The following is a 23,411-nucleotide window of genomic DNA, read 5'->3' on the forward strand; positions in this document are numbered from 1 at the left end:
AAAAAAGTCCCGTAAACATTGTTTACGGGACTTTTAATTTCTAATATAATTCTATTACATGCAGTGCATATATTTTTCAACGATTTCCATAATCTTATCTACTTTGCCTAGAATTCTATCATTTAAGCCATTGTCTTCATAAAGTTTTAAATTCTTAGCAACAGAATCGATTGTTCCTTGAGGGAAAACTCCATTCTTCTCGAAAACTTCTCTCTTCTCCAATAGGCAATCAGCACTTTCCCAACAGCAAGTTGGTAATTGTTCCAATTTCTCTAATTTTTCTTTGTAATGCGGAGCGAAAATATCAACATCAGCATACAATTCTTCAGCTTTTTCCAAGCTGTTTTCCATTTGCAATCCATGCTGTCCTGCAACAATCAAACCTGCCATTAATTGATACATATCTGCAGATCCATCAGGAACTCTAAACTCGAATGTTTGTTTGTTTGAGAAATCTCTTGGATCAGCATCCTGTTGTGGATTCACATCCTTAATCATATCAGTTGCGCCAACCCAGCCAAGAGGAACACGTACCAATACCGATCTGTTTCTATCTCCCCAACATACATAAGTAGGAGCTTCTTGATGAGGAACCAATCTTAAATAAGATGTTGGAATGGTGTTACCAAATGCAGTTAATGCACCCGAAAGATCCATGATACCAGCAATCATTTTCTTAGCAGTATCACTTAATTGGCCATTTTCAATACAGATGTTTTTGCCATCTTTTTCAACCAACATGTGAATGTGAAGACCGCTACCTGCTTTACCTACTGTAATTTTTGGAGCCCAGCTTACCAAAGCACCTTCTCTTGCAGCAAGCATTCTAACAATCCATTTCGCAATTAGTAATTGTTCTACTGCATCTTCAGCTTCTACAGGCAAGAATTCAATTTCGTGTTGCTCATATCCATCTTCACCAGAGGTAAAGCTACCTACCTCAGAGTGACCATATTTAATTTTACCACCGCACTGAGCAATTAATATCATTGCTTCGCGACGTAAGTTTTCCCATTTTGTAAATGGTTGTGAGCTATGATACCCTTTTTGATCAACATCAGGGTAAAGTGTATGGTTTGCACTTTTAATATAGTACTCCAATTCACCCATTGCCTTAAATTTAAGACCTGTGGTTTTCTCAAATTCTCTGTTCGCCTTTTTAAGAATGTACTCAGGAGCACTTTCAAGAGGTTTTCCTTCTGCAGTGTAGAAAGAACAAAGAATATCCAAACTTGGAATTTCAGAGAAAGGGTTAACGAATGCAGTTTTAAATCTTGGAATTACATATAAATCACTTGATCCTGCTCCAATGTATGAGAACAAACTTGATCCATCAACACGTTCACCTGTTGATAGGATACTGTCCAGATGATCTAAACCAGTTATAATAAAGTTTAGTGTTTTTAATTTTCCATCCTCAGCAACATAGCGGAAGTTGATCATTTTAATATCATTCTCCACTACATATTCAATCAAATCTTCCTTTGTAAACTCTGCACTTGGTTTTTTAAGAAACTGAACCAGTTTGTTAGGATCTAATCTATAATCTTCCCTAGTCATAATACCGCGTTTTATAAATATTTGTTGTTGTGTTTTAATTCTTGTGATAAAAATAGATCTGAACCCATTTATTTTCCAAAAAGTTTTGCGTTTTTAGAATAATGATTAAAAATCCATCAAACCATCAATGAAATCAGGTGTTTAGAGGTGATTTGTTGTTTTTGCAAAGCCTAAAAAAAGCTGTTTTGCAACAGCTTTTCGAAACCGTTTTCGACGGTCAAATTTTTATTTTTTTCCACTACCCCCTTTTCAAAGGTGATCCTAATTCAAAATCATCATTTTTTATTCGATGAATCCTCTTTTTTGTTGAGGTAGCATTTGAAAGATGATATTTTGATTTTTAAAATGCCCTATTTTTAGTCAACCTATCTTCAAAACGTCATTTTTATCACACGAGGGTGGTGTTTTTGTAAAAAAAATCTGAAAAATAGATGCATTTAAAAAGTAAACCCCCTTATTTTTGCTTTTATGCTTTTTATCGCAAAACAATACTGTTAAGTATGTGTTAAAATCGTATAGAAAAGTGAATGCCTTCAGGTCTGGTGACCAATCTAAATCCTTTTCTATGTCTTACAAAACACAAATCTCCATCGGTATAATAAACTCCTCCATGAACTTTAACCCTGTGACAATCATTGGGTAGGTGTGAGAAGTAAACTGTTCTAGGTGCCTCTACATGAATATAACCATATTCAGGATAGTATTTGTAATAATGTCCATTGGTATAGTAATAATCACCACTGTGGTGATGAATTACTCTGGGGGCACAAGAAAATCTCCAAATTACTTGACCATATTTTGAGTGATTGTAACAACTGTGTCCATGTTTATTATTGTAGTACTTGTGTCTATGATATTGCCCATGATGTTTATGGTGATATCCATGATGAGCTCTATAATGATCTCCATGATAATATCTGTGTTCTATATGCCCATGTTTATGGTTTTTGTGATATTTATGTCCCTTGTGTTTTTTATGTGAATAATGATTTTGGTTATGTGAGTGATTTTTTTTGTATTTGTGATCATGTCTTTGCGATCTGCGATCATCTTTATAGTTATAACTGCTTCGTTTAGACCTGTCTCTGTTTTGGTTCTCTTGAAAAGACTTGTTTCTTTTTCTTTCATCGTAACGGGTAGCCTCTTCATTGTATGATCTTCTTTGAGCAAATAAACTAGTGGTATATGTAGCAAGTGTTGAAACCAATACTATACTGGCAAGCAACTTGTAATATTTTGTCGTTTTCATAGTTTTGGTATTTAAAGGTGAAAGCCATTCTGCTCTCCGTTGAGTGGCAGTAGCAAACTGTAACAGTTTGCAAATGTTTCTGGCAAAATATCGTCATCCTTTGGTAGGGATGAATCCGTAAAGTAAATAACCGGTATACTTTAACTAGATCTTTGCAAAGCTTGTGCCAAAAAATAAAAAAGTGCCGAATCGCTCTGCATTCGGCACTTTTGTGGATGTGATATATTCAATTTTTTAAGCTATCATATTATCAGCTTTCACTTTTAGACTGGCCTTATCTGTAAAACTTCTTTTTTTAGGTCGAATTAAAACTCTTAAGGATTGATCGGAAGTAAAATAATTCCATACCCAATTGATAAGAATAAAAAAGCGATTCTTTACACCAACAATTGCCATCAGGTGCACAAACAACCATAATAGCCAGGCAAAAAATCCCTGCATTTTAATTCCAGGAATATCAGCCACTGCCAAGTTCTTTCCAATAGTAGCCATCGATCCTCTGTCTGTATAATGAAATGCTTTGATTTCTTTATTTTGTAGCAACCTTTTAAAATTGCTTGCCAGGTTTCCAGCTTGCTGTAATCCAACTTGAGCAACTTGTGGATGTCCATTTTCAAATTTACCTTCGGTTTGGTAGGCAAGATCTCCAATTGCAAACACATTATCTAGGCCTGCTATTTTATTGTATTGATCTACCTGAAGCCTTCCTGCACGCACGCTCGCATTTTCACTGATTCCTTTAATAGGACGTGCTGCAACACCAGCTGCCCAAACCATGGTGTATGATTTAAATTCTTCATCATCATCCAAACGAATGGTTAAGCCATCATAATCGGCAACCCTTGCATTGGTTCTAACAATCACGCCAAGTTTTTCAAGGAATTTCTGAGCTTTGGCTGATGCTTTTTCCGACATGCCATTCAATAATTTATCCGACGCTTCGAATAGGTAGACATTCATCAGACTAAAATCAAGCTCAGGATAATCTTTCGGAAGAATTTCAGATTTCATTTCGGCCAAAGCCCCTGCCAACTCTACACCAGTTGGCCCACCTCCTACAAGCACAATGTTCATGTAGTTGGCTGCTTTTTCCGGATCCGATTCGTTCAAAGCCTTCTCATAATTCCTTAAAATGGAGTTTCGAAGAAAAATGGCTTCCGAAACAGATTTCATCGGTATGGAAAATTCTTCGATATTTTTATTTCCAAAGTAATTCGTACCTACTCCGGTTGCCAAAACCAGGTAATCATATTTCAATTTTCCCAAAGAGGTGTAGATTTCATTATCTTTTGAATTAACCTCCAATAAATCAGCCATTTGGAAATGTACATTGCTTTTCTTTTGGAATATCTTGCGCAAAGGAAATGATATAGAACTTGGCTCGAGTCCCGAAGTTGCTACTTGATAAAATAGGGGTTGAAACTGGTGAAAGTTGTTTCGATCGATTAGTACTACCTGGTATTTTGTGTTGGCCAATTGTCTTGCCAGTTTTAGTCCTGCAAATCCACCGCCAATAATTACTACTCTGGTTTTCCCGTTTTCGGGTATGTGTTTTATGGTATCCATATTAGAATTTGTATTAAGAAAATTTGCCATATTATCCGTCTGTTTTTCATTATTCGGATTAAAGACTCTTTTGTCTTTTACAAATTAAAGAAATTATTCTTTAATATTCTAATCGATATTATTATTCAACCGATTGCATGAGAAAATTTATTTTTAAAGCATTTAAGATCAACCTCATTTTAGAGTGGTTGCTGCCAATTGTTTCCCGACAGATTCTTCATTTTAACTTTGGTTCATTGTTCAGTCCGGACATGTATATTGCCAAAGAATATAGCATATTATTCGTTTACACCGGCCAGGGTAGATATATTTGTCAATCTCTACAGTAAAATAAAGTATATGGATTTTGGAAGATTAATTATCGGTCTCTTCTTAATGGCTAATACCATTTACAAGTTGTATCAGAAACGCATTAGCTGGCCTCGTATGGTATTCTCAGTTCTTTTTGGAATGGGATTTATTCTGCAAGCAATTAGTGGATCAGAAGATTTGCAGATGGAAGCGTATTTTTCTCCATCTCAAATGGAGTATTGGTCTTTACTTGACCAATTCTTACTTGTGTTGCTAATCTTTTTTCTGGGAAGGTACATTTATGAACTAATTGGAAACAAAAAGAGAGAGAAGTTGCAAGCGTAAAAAAAATCCGAAACACCAATATGGTATTTCGGATTTGTATTATGATTTTACTGTGATTAAGCTTCTTTCTTAGCTGCAACAACAGACATTTCAACCAATAGTTCAGGACGAGCCATGCGTGCTTCAACGCAAGCTCGTGCTGGTTGATATCCATCAACTACCCATGCATCCCACACTTCGTTCATAGCAGCGAAATCTTTCATATCGCGAACGTAAATGGTTACAGATAGAATGTGCTTCTTATCAGAACCAGCTTTTTCCAATAACTCTTCTACTTTTTCAAGTGTAGTTACTGTTTGTTCTTTAATATCTGCATTCGCATCTTTTGCAGTTTGTCCACACAAATAAATGGTGTTGCCGTGCTCTACAATACGGCTCATTCTTGGAGTTGAATCGATTCTTTTGATTGTCATTTTTGGTAAATGTTTAAGTTATTTTGAGAGCGAAAATAAAAAAAACAGGATACTTAATGCTTTTTACAATGAATTAATTCATCCAAATTAGCATAATAGATATATTTGCACACAAATGCATTCATTTTTATATTCCATTCCCACACTTGAGTTCTAATTTTTAAATTTTATCAAATGAACAAATTAATCAAACTTTTCCTTGTGGCAGTATTGTCAATATTTACATTCATTTCCTGCAGTGATGACGATTCTGACACAAGTGTTATTGGAAATTGGGAGTATACCAAAACCATTGTCACAAAAATCAATAATAAGTCTGTAAACTACGACATTACTGATTTGATAGATATAAATGGCAGTATGGAATTCTATGAGAACGGTACCTGTAAATTAATATATGGCGATGTTGTTGATTGGAAGTATACCAACAACGAAACTGCAATCGAATTGTATTTTCCTATCGAAGAGGAAGACAAAGAAGAAGGTAAACCCGATGTTGACACGCAAGTTTTGCCATTTACACTATCAGGTAATGAAATGATATTTGTAGACAATGATTTTGATATAGATAATTCCGATGAATATCCAGAAGAAGGAATGATGAGTTTTTCTGAATTTGAAAAATTATTTAATGAGAACATTAGCTCTGAATCAGAGATAACTGTTTCAGTCAAAATAATCTTTTTAAGAAAGTAATCAAAAAATGCCGTTTCAAATGAATGAAACGGCATCTAAATATTTAATCTGCGAGGATCATAAATAAATCATGATCATCTGCGTCTATTACTTCATGCTTGCAATACGCTCTTCCAAAACTTTGATTTTGGCTTCGGCATCTGCCATTTTCTTTTTCTCCATTTCAACCACTTTGGCAGGTGCGTTGTTTACGAAGCGTTCGTTGCTCATTTTCTTCTGAACAGAAGCAAGGAATCCTTGAGTGTATTTCAACTCTTCTTCCATTTTCTTCAACTCTTCTTCAACGTCAACCAAGTCACCAAGAGGAATGAAATACTCAACAGCTTTTACAATGAAAGACATTGCTCCAGCCATTTCGCCATTGGCAGCAGAAATCTCGTTAAGGTTACACATTTTAGCAATTACAGTGTCGAAAGCTGTATCGTAGTTGCCTTCTTTCACCATGTAGTTCATTGCCAAAGCATCTTTAAATGCAATGTTTTTCTGCTTACGGATGTTACGAACCGCAACAATCACTTCCTTCACTTGTTCGAATTTCTCCAACAATGCAGCATTGTAAGCTTCAGGCTTAGGCATAACAGAAATCATGATGCTATCCTCTTCATTTCTATCAGCCAATAACTGGTAAATTTCTTCAGTTAGGAATGGCATGAATGGGTGCAGCAACTGCATCAATTTCTCGAACAAGCCAACTGTAGCTTCGTAAGTTTTCTTGTCGATTGGCTGCTGATATCCTGGTTTTACCATTTCCAAATACCATGATGAGAATTCATCGCGGAACAAGGTATAAACAGTCATCAATGCTTCGCTGATACGGTATTGCTTGAACTGCTCATCCAGTGTTTCCATGGTTTTGTTCAAACGTGCATGGAATACTTCTGTTGCAATTCTTGCTGATTCAGGTTGGTCTATGTCTGCAACTTCCCAACCTTTAACCAAACGGAATGCGTTCCAGATCTTGGTAGTAAAGTTACGTCCCTGCTCTGGCAAGTTTTCGTCGAACAACAAGTCACCACCTGCAGGAGAACAAAGCAACATGCCTACACGAACACCATCAGCACCATACTTGGCAATTAAATCCAATGGATCTGGTGAGTTACCTAATGATTTAGACATCTTACGACGCTGGCTATCGCGAACGATACCTGTTAGGTAAACATTGCTAAATGGCTTTTCGCCGATATATTCATAACCCGCAATCACCATACGTGCAATCCAGAAGAATAGAATATCCGGACCAGACACAAGGTCATTGGTTGGGTAATAGTATTTAATTTCTTCGTTACCAGGCTTGCGAATTCCATCGAAAACCGAAATTGGCCACAACCAAGAAGAGAACCAGGTATCCAATACATCTTCATCCTGACGCAAGTCTTCAGCTTTGTATTCTTTACCTGTTTTCGCTTTTGCTTCTTCAATAGCTTCCTCAATCGTTTTGGCAACTACATATCCGCCTTCAGGCAAATAGTATACAGGAATACGTTGTCCCCACCACAACTGACGAGAAATACACCAGTCTTTCACATTCTCCATCCAGTGACGGTATGTGTTCTTGAATTTAGCAGGGTGTAATTGAATGTCATCATTCATTACATGCTCCAATGCTGGTGCCGAAAGTTCTTTCATTTTCAAGAACCACTGCATACTTAGCTTAGGCTCGATTACGGCATCAGTTCTCTCTGAGAAACCAACTTTGTTCACGTAATCTTCCATTTTTACCAGGTTACCGGCAGCTTCCAAATCAGGAATAATCAAATCACGAACTTCGAAACGATCTTTGCCAATGTACATTTGAGCAGCTTCGCTCATGGTACCATTGTCGTTAAAGATATCGATAGACTCCAAATTATGGCGATCACCAATTTCGTAGTCATTCAAATCGTGAGCTGGTGTAATTTTCAATGCACCAGTACCAAATTCCATATCTACATATTCATCCTGAATAATAGGTACAGAACGGTTTACCAAAGGAACAATTACACGCTTGCCTTTTAGGTGAGTAAAACGTTCATCGTTTGGATTCACACAAACAGCGGTATCACCTAAAATGGTTTCCGGACGAGTAGTAGCAATAGTTACATACTCATCTTCTGTTCCTTCAATCTGATATCTTAAATAGTAAAGCTTTGATTGTAGCTCTTTGTAGATTACCTCTTCGTCGGATACAGCAGTTTGTGCTGCAGGATCCCAGTTTACCATACGAACACCACGGTAAATCTTATCCTTCTTATACAAATCGATGAATACATCAATTACTGATTCGTACAAAGATTCATCCATGGTAAAAGCAGTACGTTCCCAATCACATGAAGCACCTAATTTTTTCAACTGCTCCAAAATGATTCCACCATGCTTTTCTTTCCACTCCCAAGCGTGTTTCATGAACTCGTCGCGAGTGATATCTGCCTTGGCAATGCCTTCTTGCTTTAGTTTATTTACAACTTTAGCTTCGGTAGCAATCGACGCGTGGTCGGTTCCTGGTACCCAACAGACATTTTTACCCTGCAATCTGGCTCTGCGGACCAATACATCTTGAATTGTATTGTTTAGCATATGCCCCATGTGTAACACACCGGTGACGTTTGGTGGCGGAATTACAATTGTATACGCCTCTCTCTCGTCTGGTACTGAGTGGAAGAATCCTTTATCCATCCAATACTTATACCACTTGTCCTCCGATTCTGCAGGATTGTACTTAGTTGGGATTTCCATTTGTTTAACTATAATTTAATAATTCTATATTTTCAAAAAAATTTGGGTCAAAATTAAGAAATTCTATGGGATATTACTTCACTGAATGACAATAAAATGAGGGAAATAGTAAATAAGAGTCCGCAATCGTTTTATCATTGAAACCAATCGTCTGCTACTTCCTAATGGTCAGTTTTTTAAATCGATGCTGAAAAGCATTAAAAATCATTTTTTTTACCTGCTTTTTTATATACTTTTGGCAAACTAAGTTTCTAAGTACTTAGAGTATTTATGAGTACTTAAAGTTAAAAATGATCGAAAAGGAATCCACCTTTATATTGGATTATACAACTTTAAGTACTTTAGGCATTTTAAGTATTTTAGGCACTTGTTAACAAATTAAATCAAACACTTAAACATATTTATAACAAATGCCACAGATATCAGATAAAGGAAGATTGATGCCTGAATCACCAATTCGTAAATTGGTTCCTTATGCAGAAGGCGCAAAAGCTAAAGGCAGAACAGTTTATCACTTGAACATTGGTCAGCCTGATATTAAAACTCCGGAAGTTGCAATGGATGCAATTAGAAATTGTACGGAGAAAGTTATTGAGTATTCTCACTCTGCAGGTAATGTATCTTACCGTAAGAAGTTGGCTAAAATGTACCAAAATATTGGTATTGATGTTAACGAAGAAGAGATGTTGATTACAACTGGTGGATCAGAGGCAATTACTTTTGCATTGATGACATGTTTAAATCCTGGTGATGAAGTTTTGATTCCAGAGCCATTCTATGCTAACTACAATGGTTTTGCGATTTCAGCTGGTGTTAAGGTTGTACCTATTACTTCAAGTATCGAGAATGATTTTGCTTTGCCTTCAATCGAAGAGTTTGAAAAATTGATGACTCCAAAAACCAAGGCGATTGTGATTTGTAATCCAAACAACCCAACGGGTTACTTGTATTCTAAAGAGGAATTGAACCAATTGCGTGAATTGATTTTGAAGCACGATTTGTTCTTATTCTCTGATGAAGTGTACCGTGAATTCTGTTATGGTGGCGAAGAGCACTTCTCAGCTATGAACCTTGAAGGATTAGAGCAAAACGTAGTAATGATGGATTCGGTATCGAAGCGTTATTCGGAATGTGGTGTTCGTATTGGTGCTATGATTACCAAAAACAAAGAGGTAATTACTACTGCATTAAAATTCGCTCAAGCTCGTTTATGCCCACCTGCATTTGGTCAGATTGCAGCGGAAGCTTCTTTGGATACTCCACAGGAATATTTTACTGAAGTTTACGATGAGTATATTGCTCGTCGCGATTTCATGGTTGCTGCCCTAAATGAAATGGAAGGTGTTTATTGCCCAATACCTAAAGGTGCGTTTTACACAGTAGTAAAACTTCCGATTGATGATGCTGATAAATTTGCTCAGTGGATTTTGGAAGAGTTCGAGCACAAAAACCAAACAGTTATGGTTGCTCCTGCTACCGGATTCTATGCAACTCCAGGTTTAGGTAAAAACGAGGTTCGTATTGCATACGTATTGAAGAAAGAAGATCTTGCAAATGCAATGGAAACTTTAGCCGAAGCATTAAAGGTTTATCCAGGAAGAACTTTGTAAAAGTTATTACACATATTCATATAAAAAAAACGGCTCTTAATTTGGGAGCCGTTTTTTTATTGGTATATTCTCTTAGAATAACTTTAGCATTCTAACTTCTTCAGCAGTTAAGAATCTCCATTTTCCTCTTGGGATATTTTTCTTGGTAATTCCTGCAAAGAAAACACGATCAAGTTTCTCTACCGTATATCCTAAATGTTCGAAAATTCTACGAACAATTCTGTTTTTTCCAGAGTGGATTTCAATTCCAACTTGCTTTTTGTCTTTAGGATCGGCAAAGCTAATGGCATCCGATTTGATGAAACCATCTTCCAACTCCAGGCCTTTGTCAATCATGTCAAGTTCTTCCTGTGAAATTTCACGATCCAAGAATACATGATAGATTTTCTTCTTGTTGTAGCTTGGGTGTGTTAAGCGTTTGGTAAGATCGCCATCATTGGTAAACAACAAAACTCCTGTTGTCATTCTATCTAATCTTCCAACAGGATAAACTCTTTCATTGCAAGCGTTTTTAATCAAGTCGATTACAGTTTTTCGCCCCATTGGGTCATCCAAAGTGGTTACAAAATCCTTTGGTTTGTTCAAAACAAGATAAACTTTCGATTCTGGCTGAAGTAAAACTCCATCCATACAAACTTTATCTTTCAGATTCACTTTGGTTCCAACTTCTGTTACAACCTCACCGTTTACAGTAACACGACCTTCTGCTATCCTTGAATCAGCTTCGCGTCTGGAACATTCGCCAGAATTGGCAATGAATTTATTCAATCTCAGGATACCATCTTTTGGGCCTACCATTCGAGCATGTTCAAGCTGCTTTTTCTTGCTGTAGTGTCTTTTGCGCAACGATTCCTTGTCAGGACCATTTTCGTTAAATCGTTTTTTTGATTTAAAAGGTCTTTTTTGATCCGATTGCTTGGAAAATCGCTTCTTTTTCTCTGGATTTTCAGAAAAATCTTTTTTTTCTTCTCTGCTTTTAGAATCTTTTCTAAAATCGGATTTTGATTCTTCTGATCTGTTTCCACTATATTTTTTTGATCGGTAGTTTGTCTTTCCTCTTCTAGGCTTACCGTAAGTCTTTTCTTCCATTTTCTGACAGTATGATCAATGTTTTGAACTTGCAAAGGTATTAATTATCAAAGAATATATTTGAGTAAGATTTCAAAAAGTTCATTTTGATTGTAAAATATACCTGATAGATTTTTTACATTTGTACATTCGAAAATTAATTCATTGTTTTTTTTCGACACTAAATTTGTGTGTGTGACTGTAAACATTTAACAAAAATTAAAAAATGGCATTAATTAAATCAATTTCCGGGATACGCGGAACAATTGGAGGAAAAGTAGGCGAAGGTCTTAGTCCTTTAGATGTGGTAAAGTTTTCAGCTGCATATGGAACTTGGGCAATCAGAAGACATGATGGCAAAAAAATTAAAGTGGTTGTAGGTCGCGACGCTCGAATTTCAGGTGAAATGGTTGATAAGCTTGTAGTTGGTACATTAATTGGCTTAGGGATTGATGTTGTGGAAATCGGTTTGGCTTCTACGCCAACAACCGAATTTGCAGTAACAGAAGAAAAAGCTGATGGGGGTATCATTTTAACTGCAAGTCACAATCCAAAACAATGGAACGCTCTTAAATTATTAAATGAAAAAGGTGAATTCCTTAATGATGAGGATGGAAAGTTAGTGCTAAGCATTGCAGAGCAAGAAGATTTTCTTTTCGCAGATGTTGATGATTTAGGAAGTATTACTAATGTAGATGATTATACTCAAAAGCATATTGACCATGTTCTGTCTTTGGATTTGGTAGATGTGGAAGCCATCAAAAAAGCAAATTTCTCAGTAGCTGTTGATGCTGTTAATTCGGTTGGTGGTATTGCAATTCCAGGTATGCTTCGTGCATTGGGAGTTAAAAATGTAGTAGAATTGTACTGCGAACCAAATGGTCACTTCCCACACAATCCGGAACCACTTCCTGAAAACTTAACTGCTATTGCTGATGTAATGAAAGATGGCAAAGCTGATTTGGGTTTTGTTGTCGATCCAGATGTTGACAGACTTGCGATTGTGAACGAGGACGGAAGCATGTTTGGTGAAGAGTATACTCTTGTAGCTTGTGCTGACTATGTTTTGGCAAATACTCCAGGAAATACGGTTTCAAACCTATCTTCTACACGCGCTCTTCGTGATGTTACCGAAAAGCACAATGGAACCTACGAAGCTTCAGCTGTAGGTGAAGTAAACGTTGTAACTAAAATGAAAGCAAAAAATGCTGTAATTGGTGGTGAAGGAAACGGTGGAATTATTTACCCTGCCAGTCATTATGGTCGCGATGCTTTGGTTGGTGTAGGTTTATTTTTGAGCCACCTTGCAAAAACAGGAATGAAAGCTTCTGAAATGAGAGCTTCTTATCCAAACTATTTTATTTCTAAAAACAAGATTGAATTGACTCCGGAAATTGATGTTGATGCGGTTCTTATAGCGATGAAAGAGAAATATCAACACGAGCAGGTGAATGATATTGATGGTGTGAAGATTGATTTTGCAAACGAATGGGTTCATTTAAGAAAATCTAATACCGAACCAATTATTCGAATTTATTCGGAAAGTGAGAATGAGGAAACTGCAAATCAATTAGCGGAAAAAATCATTTCAGAGATTAAAGAGATCATTAAATAATAAAATCTCATATTTTTTAAGTAAAGTGCATTGGTGTTAATCAATGCACTTTTTTTATTTATAACAGAAAAAAATCCGTAATCGTTTGCGTATTGTGAATTCTGACTGTAGACTTACAATTTTCATTAATATCAATGAACCAAAAATAAAAAAAAAGGCTCCGCATTTTATGCTGAAATTACTGATAATACTAGAAGACCCGATTATCGTTTATTCTTGAAACCTGCTGTATGGGTGTTTTTACCCAATTTTAAAATCTCTAAATATGTGATAAGTTCGATATTTGTTGAGGATTTTTTATATATTTAGAAATAGCTGTTGGAAAGCAGTTGTTTTTATACTTGCAAATATGGCAATGTACTTATATTTGTTCTCAGAATAGAGAAAAAATTCTACATTAAGATAGAGAAATAATTAATAAATCAATGAATATTGCTTACGCAATTTACTGCAAGACTAATGTTATCTAAAGTAAATTGTAAAGCGCCTTACTAAAAACTTACTGATATGAAAATTACCGTAGTTGGTGCAGGTAACGTGGGGGCAACCTGTGCAAATTGTATCGCTCAGAAAGAGTTGGCAAACGAAGTTATTGTTGTTGATATTAAAGAAGGATTGGCAGAAGGTAAAGCATTAGATATGTGGCAAACTGCTCCTATTAACTACTACGACACAAGAGTTAAAGGTGTAACTAATGATTATACTGCAACAGCAGGATCTGAAGTTGTTGTGATTACTTCTGGTCTTCCTCGTAAACCGGGTATGAGTCGTGATGACTTAATCGCTACTAACGCCGGTATTGTAAAATCAGTTACTGAAAATGTAATTGCTCATTCTCCTGATGCAATCATCATTATCGTATCAAATCCACTTGATGTAATGACTTATGCAGCTTTCTTAACTGCTAAAAAGGCATCAAACAAAGTATTTGGTATGGCAGGTGTATTGGATACAGCTCGTTACCGTGCTTTCCTTGCTGAAGAATTAGATGTTAATCCAAAAGATATTCAAGCATTGTTGATGGGTGGACACGGTGATACTATGGTACCACTTCCACGTTACACAACTGTAGCAGGTATTCCTGTTACTGAGTTGATCGAAGAAGAAAAATTGAACGCTATTATCGAAAGAACTAAATTCGGTGGTGGTGAGCTTGTAAACCTAATGGGTACTTCTGCTTGGTATGCTCCAGGTGCTGCTGCTGCTCAAATGGTTGAAGCTATCGTTCGTGACCAAAAAAGAATTTTCCCTGTTTGTGCATTGTTGAATGGCGAATACGGAATGAAAGATATTTACCTGGGTGTACCTGTTAAATTGGGTAAAAACGGTATCGAAGAAATTATTGAAGTTAAATTGAATGAAGACGAAATGGCATTGTTGAAAGATTCAGCAGAAGCTGTTAAGTCTGTAATGAAAGTTTTAGATGAAATGAACATTATGGCCTAATCGGTTCATTTTATTAAAGGGAAGAGGTCATCTCATTTGAGATGACCTTTTTTTTTCCAATTCTCAAACCCTCTTTAATCAAATGGATACTCATTTACTCAAGAATCTGTTTGTAGATTAACTCTCAATCACTTTTGTTCAGTATTCATGTGGTAAAATAGCTTTCCTTTTGGTATATTTGCTATCCTTTGTTGAAATTGAAGAACATGATAGAGATACCGATAGAGATTGTAGAATTAGAAGAGAATAGTTTTCATCTGATGATTGAGTGTGAAATTAACTCTGGTCAGAAAGGTGAAATGGTGATCGATACCGGTGCCTCTAAAACGGTTCTTGACAAAAATTTTGTTGACGATTATCAAAAAGCAACTCAAGAAGAATCTGAAGTAAAATCAAGAGGATTAGGCGAGGGTAGCATAGAAACAGAGATGGCTAAAATCGATCGTTTTCAGATTGGAACTCTATGCATAAACCACTTTTCTTGTGCCTTGATTGACCTATCGGGAATTAATGAAATGTACCGCCAATATTGCAATCGAGAGATTTGTGGATTGCTGGGTAGCGACTTCCTTTTAAAGTACAATGGAATTATTGATTACAGAAGGAGAGTTTTGCAATTAAACAAAGAGTAAGCATGCAGGATTTACAAAGGACTGAAAATCCATAAAATGCTAGTAATTATTGAACAAAGGAATTAGAAAAAAATTAATATATTTGTGCGTTAATTTGCGGTTGAAAGTATAAAATACCACATAAAATAAGAATTTAATAAACCTAAACACATGCGAAATAAAGGAGCGATTCGTCTACTCGCTATTGTCTTTGCGTTAGTGAGTTTGTATCAATTGACTTTTACTTACGTAACGAAAAAAGTTGAAAAGGAAGCTCGAGAGTTTGGAGCTGGCGACATTAAGAAAGAACAAAACTACCTTGACTCTATTAGAGGAGAAGGGGTTTACAATTTCTTATGGTTGAAGAATTACACTTACAAAGAGTGTAAGGAGTTGGAAATGAACTTAGGGCTAGACCTTAAGGGAGGTATGAACGTTACAATGGAAGTTTCTGTTGTTGATATCATCAGAGCGATGGCTAACAACAGCAAGGATGAAACTTTTAATGCTGCCATTGCCAAAGCAAAACAAATGCAGGCAAACAGTGGTAAAGGATTCGTTGAGTTGTTCGGACAAGCATTCGAGCAAATCGATCCTAACGCTCAGTTATCATCTCCTGATATCTTCGGTACCCTTGAGATGAAAGACAAGATTCCTTTTGGAGCTTCAAACGCAGAGGTGTTAAAGGTGATCAAGGAAGAAACTGACGGCGCGATTGATAATACTTACAATATTCTTCGCTCTCGTATCGACCGTTTCGGTGTTGCTCAGCCAAACATCCAAAAAGCGGATGTGTCGGGTCGTATCATCATCGAACTTCCAGGTATTAAAGATGCTGCTCGTGTACGTAAGCTTCTTCAAGGAACTGCAAGTCTTGAGTTCTGGGAAACTTACAGTGCTCCTGAAGTAATGCAGTACTTAAATGCAGCAAATACAAAACTTGCCGAAATTAACAATGCAGGCGATGTTGAAGAAGAAGCTGCTACCGAAGAGGTAAAAAAAGAAGCAAAAGATGAAGATGTTGCTCTTTTAGATAAAATTGAAGAAGAAGGTGCTCAGGATTCATTGGCTACATCGCAAGATGCAAAAGCAATGGCTAAAATGTATCCATTGTTCTCAATCCTGAACCCAACTCAACAAGGTGGATCTTCAAAAGCAGTTGTGGGTATGGCTCACGTTAAGGATACTGCTGAGGTGAATGGTGTAATGGCAATGCCTGCCATTAAATCAGTACTACCTCGTAACTTGAAATTCTTCTGGGGTGTTAAGCCTATTGACGAAGCAGGTAATGTATTCGAATTATTTGCTATTAAAGTAACAAGCCGCGATGGTAAAGCTCCATTGGATGGTGATGCCGTTACTTCAGCACGCGAGCAAGTTGACCAACAAACTGCGAAATACGAAGTTTCGATGAGTATGAGTGGTGAAGGTGCTAAAACTTGGGCCCGTTTAACCAAAGACAATGTAAACCGTGCAATTGCAATTGTATTGGACGGATATGTATATTCTGCACCAAATGTATTAGGAGAAATTAAAGGTGGTCAGTCAAGCATTAGTGGTGACTTTACTGTTGCTGAAGCAAAAGACTTGGCAAACATCTTGAAGTCAGGTAAACTTCCTGCTCCGGCTCATATTATTGCCGACGAAGTTGTTGGTCCATCTCTAGGTAAAGAGTCAATCCAAAAAGGTATGTACTCATTTATCATTGCTTTCGTGTTGGTATTGGTTTACATGTTCTTCTTCTACAGTAAAGGTGCAGGTTTAGCAGCTAACATTGCATTGATTACAAACTTGTTATTCATCTTTGGGGTGTTGGCTTCATTGGGAGCTGTTCTTACTTTACCAGGTATTGCGGGTATTGTATTAACAATCGGTATGTCGGTTGATGCGAACGTACTGATTTATGAGCGTATTCAGGAAGAGTTGAAATCAGGCAAAGGATTAGGTCTTGCAATCTCTGATGGTTATAAGAATGCTTACTCTGCAATTATCGATGGTAACATCACTACCTTATTAACTGGTATCATTCTTTACTTATTCGGTGAAGGTCCAATTAAAGGTTTTGCAACTACATTGGTAATCGGTATTTTCTCATCATTGTTTGCTGCAATCTTTATTACAAGATTAATTTTTGAAGCACAAACTGCACGTAATCGTAACGTTACTTTCGCAACTAAATTTACCGATAACTGGTTGAGAAACTCTGCTGTTACTTTCTTACAGAAAAGAAAAGTATTCTACGTAATTTCTGGTGCTGCTATTGTATTAAGTGTTGTATCACTTTCTACAAAAGGTTTGAACCAAGGTATCGATTTTACTGGAGGTAGAACTTACGTTGTAGCTTTCGATAAGGCAGTAGGTGTTGAAGATGTTGCTAAATCATTGGAAACTGTATATGGTCACGCTCCGGAAGTAAAAACTTTTGGTGGTGCTAACCAGGTTAAAATTTCTACCAAATACAAGATTGAAGAATCAGGAACAGAAGTAGATGATGAAGTAGAAAATCTGCTTTACCAAGGATTAAAACCATATCTTGCTGATGGAACAAGCAAAGCTGATTTCTTGGAAGACAACCGAAAAATGTCTCAGAAAGTAGGTCCTACCATTGCTGATGATATTCGTACTTCTGCATTGTGGTCTATCTTGGGTGCATTAATTGTGATCTTCCTATACATCATGGTTCGTTTCTCGAACTGGCAGTATGGTTTAGGTGCGGTTGCTGCATTGGCTCACGACTCGATCATCGTATTGGGTATCTTCTCTGTTGGATATGGATTATTGCCATTCTCATTAGAGATCGATCAGGCATTTATTGCAGCCATCCTTACAGTAGTTGGTTACTCTATTAACGATACCGTGGTAGTATTCGACCGTATTCGTGAGTACTTGGGATTATATCCTAAGCGCGATCGCGAAGAGGTTGTAAACAAAGCCTTGAACAGTACAATGCGTCGTACATTTAGTACATCGCTTTCTACAATGGTAGTATTATTGGCAATCTTCTTGTTCGGTGGTACTTCAATTCAAGGATTTACATTTGCATTGCTAGTTGGTGTTATGGTAGGTACATACTCATCACTATTCATTGCATCTCCTATTGCTTACGACACAAGCTTACGTGTTCAAAAAGTAGTAGACAAAAGAAAGAAATAATTGAACTTTCAATAAATTTCATCCCCCGGCCTATTGGTTCGGGGGATTTTTATTTTAGGGCGTTCCCTCCTTCGTCGGTCGGGCTTTTCGTTGCTACTCCTCGCTCGTTCCTCGCTGTGGGGTATCCACTCCAATCCCTAACGCAAAAGGCAGTAAATCTCCAGCTGTACCAATTAGGGCTGTAAGTACGAGCCCATAATGATAACCTGTTTTCCTGCAATTGGGAATCCGAAGGCCAGTCGGAATTCCAAACTGCAAATTTTAATTCCGTAAGGAAACCAATATCAACTATTGCCGCGGTGCTCTGTTTCTGCTTTGGTTAAATTTGCCCTATGCTCCTCTTCGCATTCTGTGGTTCAATATTTTTCATATGCATTTTTTTTTAAACCACAAATTACACAGAGATTGGTGATTTGGAGGATTTGGTTGTTTGCGATTGAATTCCACTGTAAATATTACGGTACATCGCATGTTTGTGCGATTTTTGCAAGGTTCACATCCTCACCAAATATGGCATTTAAAATTTTCTGGTTCGTTCGCATACAAGTATGAACAACTATCGTATTAATTTGAAATTTCTTAGGTATATTTGTGAAAAATATTCATCAGATGGAAAGCATACTTTTATTTATTAGTGGAGCGGAAATTGTTATTGTTCTGGTTGTAATTCTCCTACTTTTTGGATCGAAAAAAATTCCAGAATTGGCCCAAGGTCTTGGCAAAGGAATGAAAGAATTCAAACGAGCGGCCGACGATATCAAAAAGGAAATAAAAGATGAAACCGATATTATTGATAATATCAAGGATTTTAAGGATGATATCAATAAGAAGCTATAGAAACGAGTAGATTTGTTTTTAGAGTTTTTTATCAATGAACAAATGAAGAGTAATAAGGCAAATTTCATACGAATAGTGCTTCTATTAAATGGAATTTAAGGAAGTTAGGCTTCATTTGTTCATATAAAAAGAATGAAGGATAAATTTTAATCAGTTTCTTTAAACAGGAAAATGCCTTTCTTATCCTTCCCGGATAAATTTTATCATATCAATGGACTATATTTATTTACTATTGGGATTTATAATCCTATTGTATAGTGGCGATCTGCTTGTAAAAGGAGGAGTTGCCCTTGCATCGCATTTTAAAATTTCAACCTTGGTGGTTGGAGTTACCGTTGTATCTTTTGGTACTTCGGCTCCCGAACTCTTTGTTAGTTTAGATGCAGCTCTTAGCGGTAGTCCGGATATTTCTATTGGAAATGTGGTGGGGTCGAATATCTCCAACATTGCCTTAGTACTTGGTTTTACAGCTATTTTATTGCCCTTGCCGGTTCGTAGTAATTCCATTAAATACGATTGGCCGGTTATGATGGGAGCATCGCTTTTGTTCTATATTTTTGCTCTAAATGGTAAACTTCAAACCATAGAAGGAATTGCATTTGTTGTATTGTTGATTTTCTTTATGGTATGGACCATTTGGAATTCGAGAAGAGAAAACAGAAACCTTTCGGAGGAAGCAAAAACAGCTAAACAATCTATTCCGGTTGCAGTATTATTAATTGCAGCATCATCGCTTGGATTGTATTTTGGAGCCAGCCTGTTGGTAGGAAGCGCAAAAAATATTGCCTTTGATTTTGGTGTGAGCGAACGTGTAATTGGATTGACCATAGTTGCCTTTGGAACATCGGTTCCCGAATTGGCGACCTCGGCTGTTGCTGCTTATAAAAAAGAAATGGACATTTCCATAGGGAATATTATTGGATCAAATATCTTTAATGTTCTTGGCGTACTTGGAGTAACATCTATCATTAAGAATATACGAGTAAGTGCTGAAATTATTTCTTTTGATGCATTGTTTATGCTCGCAGTATCGGTGCTATTGTTCTTGTTGATTTTGCCTTTGAAAAAAGGAAAACTGCACAGATGGAAGGGTGTTTTATTGCTTTCATCTTACCTATTTTATGTATATTTGGTTTTTATGAAATAATTGATGAGTATGATTAGTGCAGAACAAATCAAAAAGAGTTTTGGCGAAGTAAATGTTCTTAAGGGAGTTGACCTTACCATTGGAAAAGGAGAGATTGTATCAGTTGTGGGAGCCAGTGGTGCTGGAAAAACCACTCTGCTTCAAATTCTGGGTACTCTTGATCGACCTGATAGTGGAGCCATTGTTTACGACGGTACCAATGTGGCTACATTAAACGAAAAGGATTTGTCTGCATTTCGCAATTCAAATATTGGATTTGTTTTCCAGTTTCATCATTTATTGCCTGAGTTTACTGCCTTGGAAAATGTTTGTATTCCTGCATACATTGCAAAAAAATCGAAGGCGGAAGCTACAGAAAGAGCGAAGGAGCTTTTGGAAATGTTGAACCTGGAACACAGAATGGACCACAAGCCTTCAGAATTATCGGGAGGTGAGAAGCAAAGGGTTGCAGTTGCCAGAGCACTCATAAACGATCCTTTGGTGATTCTTGCCGATGAACCTTCAGGAAACCTTGATTCCAAAACCAGACAGGAATTGCACGAACTTTTTTTTACGCTAAGAGATAAATTCAATCAGACGTTTGTAATTGTAACCCACGATTTGGAATTGGCCGAAATGTCTGATCGAAAAATAGTCATCTCCGATGGGTTGATCGAAAAATAAGCAATATGAATTTTGCTGATTTAAAGGAATTCCTGGAAGAAAAATATGATCTCTACAACAGAGAATCTTTCATCGAATCGGATCCCATATTAATACCAAAACAATTTTCGCGCAAAGAAGATATAGAAATTGCTGGTTTTTTAAGTGCCAGTATTGCCTGGGGACAAAGACCTACTATCATTCGAAATGCGAAGCGATTGATGGAGTTCATGAATCAACAACCTTATGAGTTTCTGATGAATTCAACCGAGGCAGATTTAGATGTTTTTAGGGAGTTTAAGCACAGAACCTTTAATGGTAATGATTGTATTTTCTTTATCAAATCGCTAAAGAACATCTACCAGAAACATGATGGACTCGAAAGTGTTTTTACCAAAGGTTTTGAAATGGGAGGTGATGTAAAATCTGCTATTGCCTATTTTCGTGAAGTGTTTTTTGAACCGGAACATCTCACTCGAACTCAAAAACACATTTCGAATGTACTGAAGAAATCATCTGCAAAACGAATTAATATGTATTTGCGTTGGATGGTTCGTGATGATGAACGCGATGTAGATTTTGGTTTGTGGAAAGGAATTGAATCCAAGGATTTATTTTTACCATTGGATGTTCATACCGGAAATGTTGGGAGAAAACTGGGTTTATTAACTCGCAAGCAAAGCGATTGGCCTGCGGTGGAAGAAATAACAAAAAGTCTTCGCTCCTTTGATCCCAATGATCCTGTAAAATATGATTATGCGCTTTTCGGATTGGGAATATTCGAGAAATTTTGATTCTTACATTGCCTATTCACTCATTTGATCATTACTCAATTAGAAAGAAACATGCCTAACAATTATTTCAAATTCAAGCAATTTACAATACATCAAGATGGATCTGCCATGAAGGTGGGTACTGATGGTGTGCTATTGGGGGCATGGACCGATGCGGAAAAATCAGAACGAATACTTGATGTTGGAACAGGAACCGGCTTGATTGCTATCATGTTGGCGCAAAGAACCAATTCAGAGGTTAGAATCGATGCTGTTGAAATTGATGACTCGGCTTATCAACAAGCTATGGAAAATATCAATGCTTGTCCTTGGACCAATAGAATTTGTGGTATTCACGAATCCTTCCAGGAATTTTGTGCTCGTAGCGAAGAAAAGTATGATGCCATTGTTAGCAATCCACCCTATTTTATGAATGGTTTGGATGCAAAAGAGGAATCGAGAACCAAGGCCAGAAATGCGGATCACTTGCCATTTGAAGAATTGCTGGAGGGTGCCAAAAAACTTTTGAATCCTGAAGGAACTTTTTCGGTGGTTTTGCCTATTGAAGAAGGAAACTACTTCATAAGGCTAGCGAAACTGACAGGATTTTCATTGAAAAGAAAGTGTTGTGTGTTGCCCAATCCTGGCAAGCCAGCAAAAAGGTATTTGCTAGAATTTTCTTTGAGCGAATGCAACTCCCTGGAGGAAGAACTTGTTGTTGAAAATGGACAAAGACATGTATATTCTCCACAATATATTGAACTGACTAAAGACTTTTATTTGAAGTTTTAAGTCCGGTCAGCATATAAAAAAACAATTTTTATGAGGCATTGTAAAGACGGCTCTAATGCTGTCTTTAACAACTATTGCTTTCTTGAATTCTTTTTTAAACTTATTCGTTAGCAAGAGTAAAATTTACCCACCATTCTTCCAATTCGTATTTGTTTTGGTAAGCTCCTACTTTTAATTCATCCAGATTTTTTTGAATTACCTCCTTGCTACTCATCGCTGAATAGTATTGTTTATTGGCAACGTTTATGCTGTTTATGCCAATGCTAATTTCTTTGGCTTCTGCATTATCAGGATATAACACTTTCGTTGGAATCTGCACATGATAACTAAACAGGATCTGATCGACAGTTTTTAGTTGAACTTTAACTTTCTCTTCTTTTACAGTAGTGGAGGTTAAAACACTCTCATTGATTCTTGTGTCAATCAATTCGTAAGTCTGAAATCGATCAATTAATTCTTCCTGAAACTCCACTCTACTGAATCTTTCCAAGTAGGATTTAAATTGATTGTCGGTATAAGGTATTTCTGCAGGCATTGGATAATTAATGGCAAAAACCCTTTTCGATTTTCCGACTGGATCGATCCATAGGCTTAATCCTAGATTGTATATTTTTTTGAGTGTTCCCGGGGAATTGGTTTCAAGAAAAATATCGATAAACTCGTTGTTGTTAAAAACTTTTACTGAAATTTGATCTGCAGGCTGATAATACAATGCCTCCTTCTCGGAGAATTTGTTGGTTTGAGTACTCGTCTTCGCATTCCAATATGCAGTGAATGGTTTCGATCCTGCACAGGCTTGTAGTATTATTGCTATAAAAATCAGTAATGTATTTTTCTTGATCATATCAGATGATTAAACTTGAATGCTAACAAAACTAAGTTTTA

19 protein-coding genes are annotated in these 23,411 nt (G+C 36.7%); 12 read left to right on the forward strand and 7 right to left on the reverse strand.

Annotated features, from left to right (window positions below; translation table 11 throughout):
- Positions 1-54 precede the first annotated feature (54 nt).
- The 3 genes from NQ163_RS09080 to NQ163_RS09090 form a co-directional block, all read right to left on the reverse strand.
- Positions 55-1,560 carry a glutamine synthetase family protein gene (locus NQ163_RS09080; RefSeq protein ID WP_268190032.1) on the reverse strand — a complete coding sequence of 502 codons (1,506 nt, stop codon included), beginning with the start codon at positions 1,558-1,560 and terminating at the stop codon, positions 55-57.
- Between the two features lie 505 nt (positions 1,561-2,065).
- Positions 2,066-2,809 (reverse strand): hypothetical protein, encoded by a 744-nt coding sequence (locus NQ163_RS09085; protein ID WP_268190033.1) that lies wholly within the window; start codon positions 2,807-2,809, stop codon positions 2,066-2,068.
- Positions 2,810-3,043: 234 nt separating this feature from the next.
- Entirely contained in the window at positions 3,044-4,405 is a 1,362-nt protein-coding gene (locus NQ163_RS09090) for an NAD(P)/FAD-dependent oxidoreductase (protein ID WP_268190034.1), read from the reverse strand.
- 309 nt (positions 4,406-4,714) lie between these two features.
- On the opposite strand from NQ163_RS09090, the gene NQ163_RS09095 reads away from it, so the two are divergent.
- Entirely contained in the window at positions 4,715-5,011 is a 297-nt protein-coding gene (locus NQ163_RS09095; protein ID WP_268190035.1) for a hypothetical protein, read from the forward strand.
- A 56-nt stretch (positions 5,012-5,067) separates the two neighbouring features.
- Here the strand turns inward: NQ163_RS09095 and NQ163_RS09100 are convergent, their stop codons facing one another.
- A complete protein-coding gene (locus NQ163_RS09100) occupies positions 5,068-5,424 on the reverse strand; it encodes a RidA family protein (protein WP_268190036.1) in 357 nt (118 codons plus the stop codon).
- Between the two features lie 174 nt (positions 5,425-5,598).
- On the opposite strand from NQ163_RS09100, the gene NQ163_RS09105 reads away from it, so the two are divergent.
- On the forward strand, positions 5,599-6,120 hold the full coding sequence (locus NQ163_RS09105; RefSeq protein ID WP_268190037.1) for a hypothetical protein: 522 nt from the start codon (positions 5,599-5,601) through the stop codon (positions 6,118-6,120).
- Between the two features lie 87 nt (positions 6,121-6,207).
- Here the strand turns inward: NQ163_RS09105 and NQ163_RS09110 are convergent, their stop codons facing one another.
- Complete coding sequence (locus NQ163_RS09110) at positions 6,208-8,832, reverse strand: valine--tRNA ligase (protein ID WP_268190038.1); 2,625 nt, start codon at positions 8,830-8,832, stop codon at positions 6,208-6,210.
- Between the two features lie 410 nt (positions 8,833-9,242).
- Between NQ163_RS09110 and NQ163_RS09115 the strand changes: the two genes are divergently transcribed.
- Entirely contained in the window at positions 9,243-10,442 is a 1,200-nt protein-coding gene (locus tag NQ163_RS09115) for a pyridoxal phosphate-dependent aminotransferase (RefSeq protein WP_268190039.1), read from the forward strand.
- 72 nt (positions 10,443-10,514) lie between these two features.
- Here the strand turns inward: NQ163_RS09115 and NQ163_RS09120 are convergent, their stop codons facing one another.
- Positions 10,515-11,531 carry a pseudouridine synthase gene (locus tag NQ163_RS09120; protein ID WP_268190040.1) on the reverse strand — a complete coding sequence of 339 codons (1,017 nt, stop codon included), beginning with the start codon at positions 11,529-11,531 and terminating at the stop codon, positions 10,515-10,517.
- Positions 11,532-11,736: 205 nt separating this feature from the next.
- On the opposite strand from NQ163_RS09120, the gene glmM reads away from it, so the two are divergent.
- The 9 genes from glmM to NQ163_RS09165 all read left to right on the forward strand — a co-directional run bounded on the left by glmM (position 11,737) and on the right by NQ163_RS09165 (position 22,526).
- Positions 11,737-13,125, forward strand: coding sequence for a phosphoglucosamine mutase (gene glmM / locus NQ163_RS09125; RefSeq protein ID WP_268190041.1), 1,389 nt, complete (start codon positions 11,737-11,739; stop codon positions 13,123-13,125).
- Between the two features lie 507 nt (positions 13,126-13,632).
- The gene (gene mdh / locus NQ163_RS09130; RefSeq protein ID WP_110363366.1) at positions 13,633-14,571 is read left to right on the forward strand and encodes a malate dehydrogenase; all 939 of its coding nucleotides are present in this window, start codon (positions 13,633-13,635) and stop codon (positions 14,569-14,571) included.
- 206 nt (positions 14,572-14,777) lie between these two features.
- Positions 14,778-15,203, forward strand: coding sequence for a retropepsin-like aspartic protease (locus NQ163_RS09135; RefSeq protein WP_268190042.1), 426 nt, complete (start codon positions 14,778-14,780; stop codon positions 15,201-15,203).
- Between the two features lie 150 nt (positions 15,204-15,353).
- Complete coding sequence (gene secDF / locus NQ163_RS09140) at positions 15,354-18,335, forward strand: protein translocase subunit SecDF (RefSeq protein ID WP_268190043.1); 2,982 nt, start codon at positions 15,354-15,356, stop codon at positions 18,333-18,335.
- 609 nt (positions 18,336-18,944) lie between these two features.
- A complete protein-coding gene (gene tatA / locus NQ163_RS09145) occupies positions 18,945-19,172 on the forward strand; it encodes a twin-arginine translocase TatA/TatE family subunit (protein WP_268190044.1) in 228 nt (75 codons plus the stop codon).
- A gap of 211 nt (positions 19,173-19,383) precedes the next feature.
- Positions 19,384-20,319, forward strand: a complete 936-nt coding sequence (locus NQ163_RS09150) for a calcium/sodium antiporter (RefSeq protein WP_268190045.1) — start codon at positions 19,384-19,386, stop codon at positions 20,317-20,319.
- Between the two features lie 3 nt (positions 20,320-20,322).
- Entirely contained in the window at positions 20,323-20,982 is a 660-nt protein-coding gene (locus tag NQ163_RS09155) for an ABC transporter ATP-binding protein (RefSeq protein ID WP_268190046.1), read from the forward strand.
- Positions 20,983-20,987: 5 nt separating this feature from the next.
- The gene (locus tag NQ163_RS09160; protein WP_268190047.1) at positions 20,988-21,755 is read left to right on the forward strand and encodes a TIGR02757 family protein; all 768 of its coding nucleotides are present in this window, start codon (positions 20,988-20,990) and stop codon (positions 21,753-21,755) included.
- Between the two features lie 51 nt (positions 21,756-21,806).
- Entirely contained in the window at positions 21,807-22,526 is a 720-nt protein-coding gene (locus tag NQ163_RS09165) for a tRNA1(Val) (adenine(37)-N6)-methyltransferase (protein ID WP_268190048.1), read from the forward strand.
- A 100-nt stretch (positions 22,527-22,626) separates the two neighbouring features.
- Here the strand turns inward: NQ163_RS09165 and NQ163_RS09170 are convergent, their stop codons facing one another.
- On the reverse strand, positions 22,627-23,370 hold the full coding sequence (locus tag NQ163_RS09170; protein WP_268190049.1) for a hypothetical protein: 744 nt from the start codon (positions 23,368-23,370) through the stop codon (positions 22,627-22,629).
- Between the last annotated feature and the right edge of the window lie 41 nt (positions 23,371-23,411).

It is taken from the genome of Marinifilum sp. D737 (genome assembly GCF_026672275.1).
Taxonomy (GTDB): domain Bacteria; phylum Bacteroidota; class Bacteroidia; order Bacteroidales; family Marinifilaceae; genus Marinifilum.

Coding starts and splice junctions, on each gene's coding strand:
- NQ163_RS09080 (WP_268190032.1), bottom strand. CDS start 1,560: ATGACTAGGGAAGATTATAGATTAGATCCTAACAAACTGGTTCAGTTT.
- NQ163_RS09085 (WP_268190033.1), bottom strand. CDS start 2,809: ATGAAAACGACAAAATATTACAAGTTGCTTGCCAGTATAGTATTGGTT.
- NQ163_RS09090 (WP_268190034.1), bottom strand. CDS start 4,405: ATGGCAAATTTTCTTAATACAAATTCTAATATGGATACCATAAAACAC.
- NQ163_RS09095 (WP_268190035.1), top strand. CDS start 4,715: ATGGATTTTGGAAGATTAATTATCGGTCTCTTCTTAATGGCTAATACC.
- NQ163_RS09100 (WP_268190036.1), bottom strand. CDS start 5,424: ATGACAATCAAAAGAATCGATTCAACTCCAAGAATGAGCCGTATTGTA.
- NQ163_RS09105 (WP_268190037.1), top strand. CDS start 5,599: ATGAACAAATTAATCAAACTTTTCCTTGTGGCAGTATTGTCAATATTT.
- NQ163_RS09110 (WP_268190038.1), bottom strand. CDS start 8,832: ATGGAAATCCCAACTAAGTACAATCCTGCAGAATCGGAGGACAAGTGG.
- NQ163_RS09115 (WP_268190039.1), top strand. CDS start 9,243: ATGCCACAGATATCAGATAAAGGAAGATTGATGCCTGAATCACCAATT.
- NQ163_RS09120 (WP_268190040.1), bottom strand. CDS start 11,531: ATGGAAGAAAAGACTTACGGTAAGCCTAGAAGAGGAAAGACAAACTAC.
- glmM (WP_268190041.1), top strand. CDS start 11,737: ATGGCATTAATTAAATCAATTTCCGGGATACGCGGAACAATTGGAGGA.
- mdh (WP_110363366.1), top strand. CDS start 13,633: ATGAAAATTACCGTAGTTGGTGCAGGTAACGTGGGGGCAACCTGTGCA.
- NQ163_RS09135 (WP_268190042.1), top strand. CDS start 14,778: ATGATAGAGATACCGATAGAGATTGTAGAATTAGAAGAGAATAGTTTT.
- secDF (WP_268190043.1), top strand. CDS start 15,354: ATGCGAAATAAAGGAGCGATTCGTCTACTCGCTATTGTCTTTGCGTTA.
- tatA (WP_268190044.1), top strand. CDS start 18,945: ATGGAAAGCATACTTTTATTTATTAGTGGAGCGGAAATTGTTATTGTT.
- NQ163_RS09150 (WP_268190045.1), top strand. CDS start 19,384: ATGGACTATATTTATTTACTATTGGGATTTATAATCCTATTGTATAGT.
- NQ163_RS09155 (WP_268190046.1), top strand. CDS start 20,323: ATGAGTATGATTAGTGCAGAACAAATCAAAAAGAGTTTTGGCGAAGTA.
- NQ163_RS09160 (WP_268190047.1), top strand. CDS start 20,988: ATGAATTTTGCTGATTTAAAGGAATTCCTGGAAGAAAAATATGATCTC.
- NQ163_RS09165 (WP_268190048.1), top strand. CDS start 21,807: ATGCCTAACAATTATTTCAAATTCAAGCAATTTACAATACATCAAGAT.
- NQ163_RS09170 (WP_268190049.1), bottom strand. CDS start 23,370: ATGATCAAGAAAAATACATTACTGATTTTTATAGCAATAATACTACAA.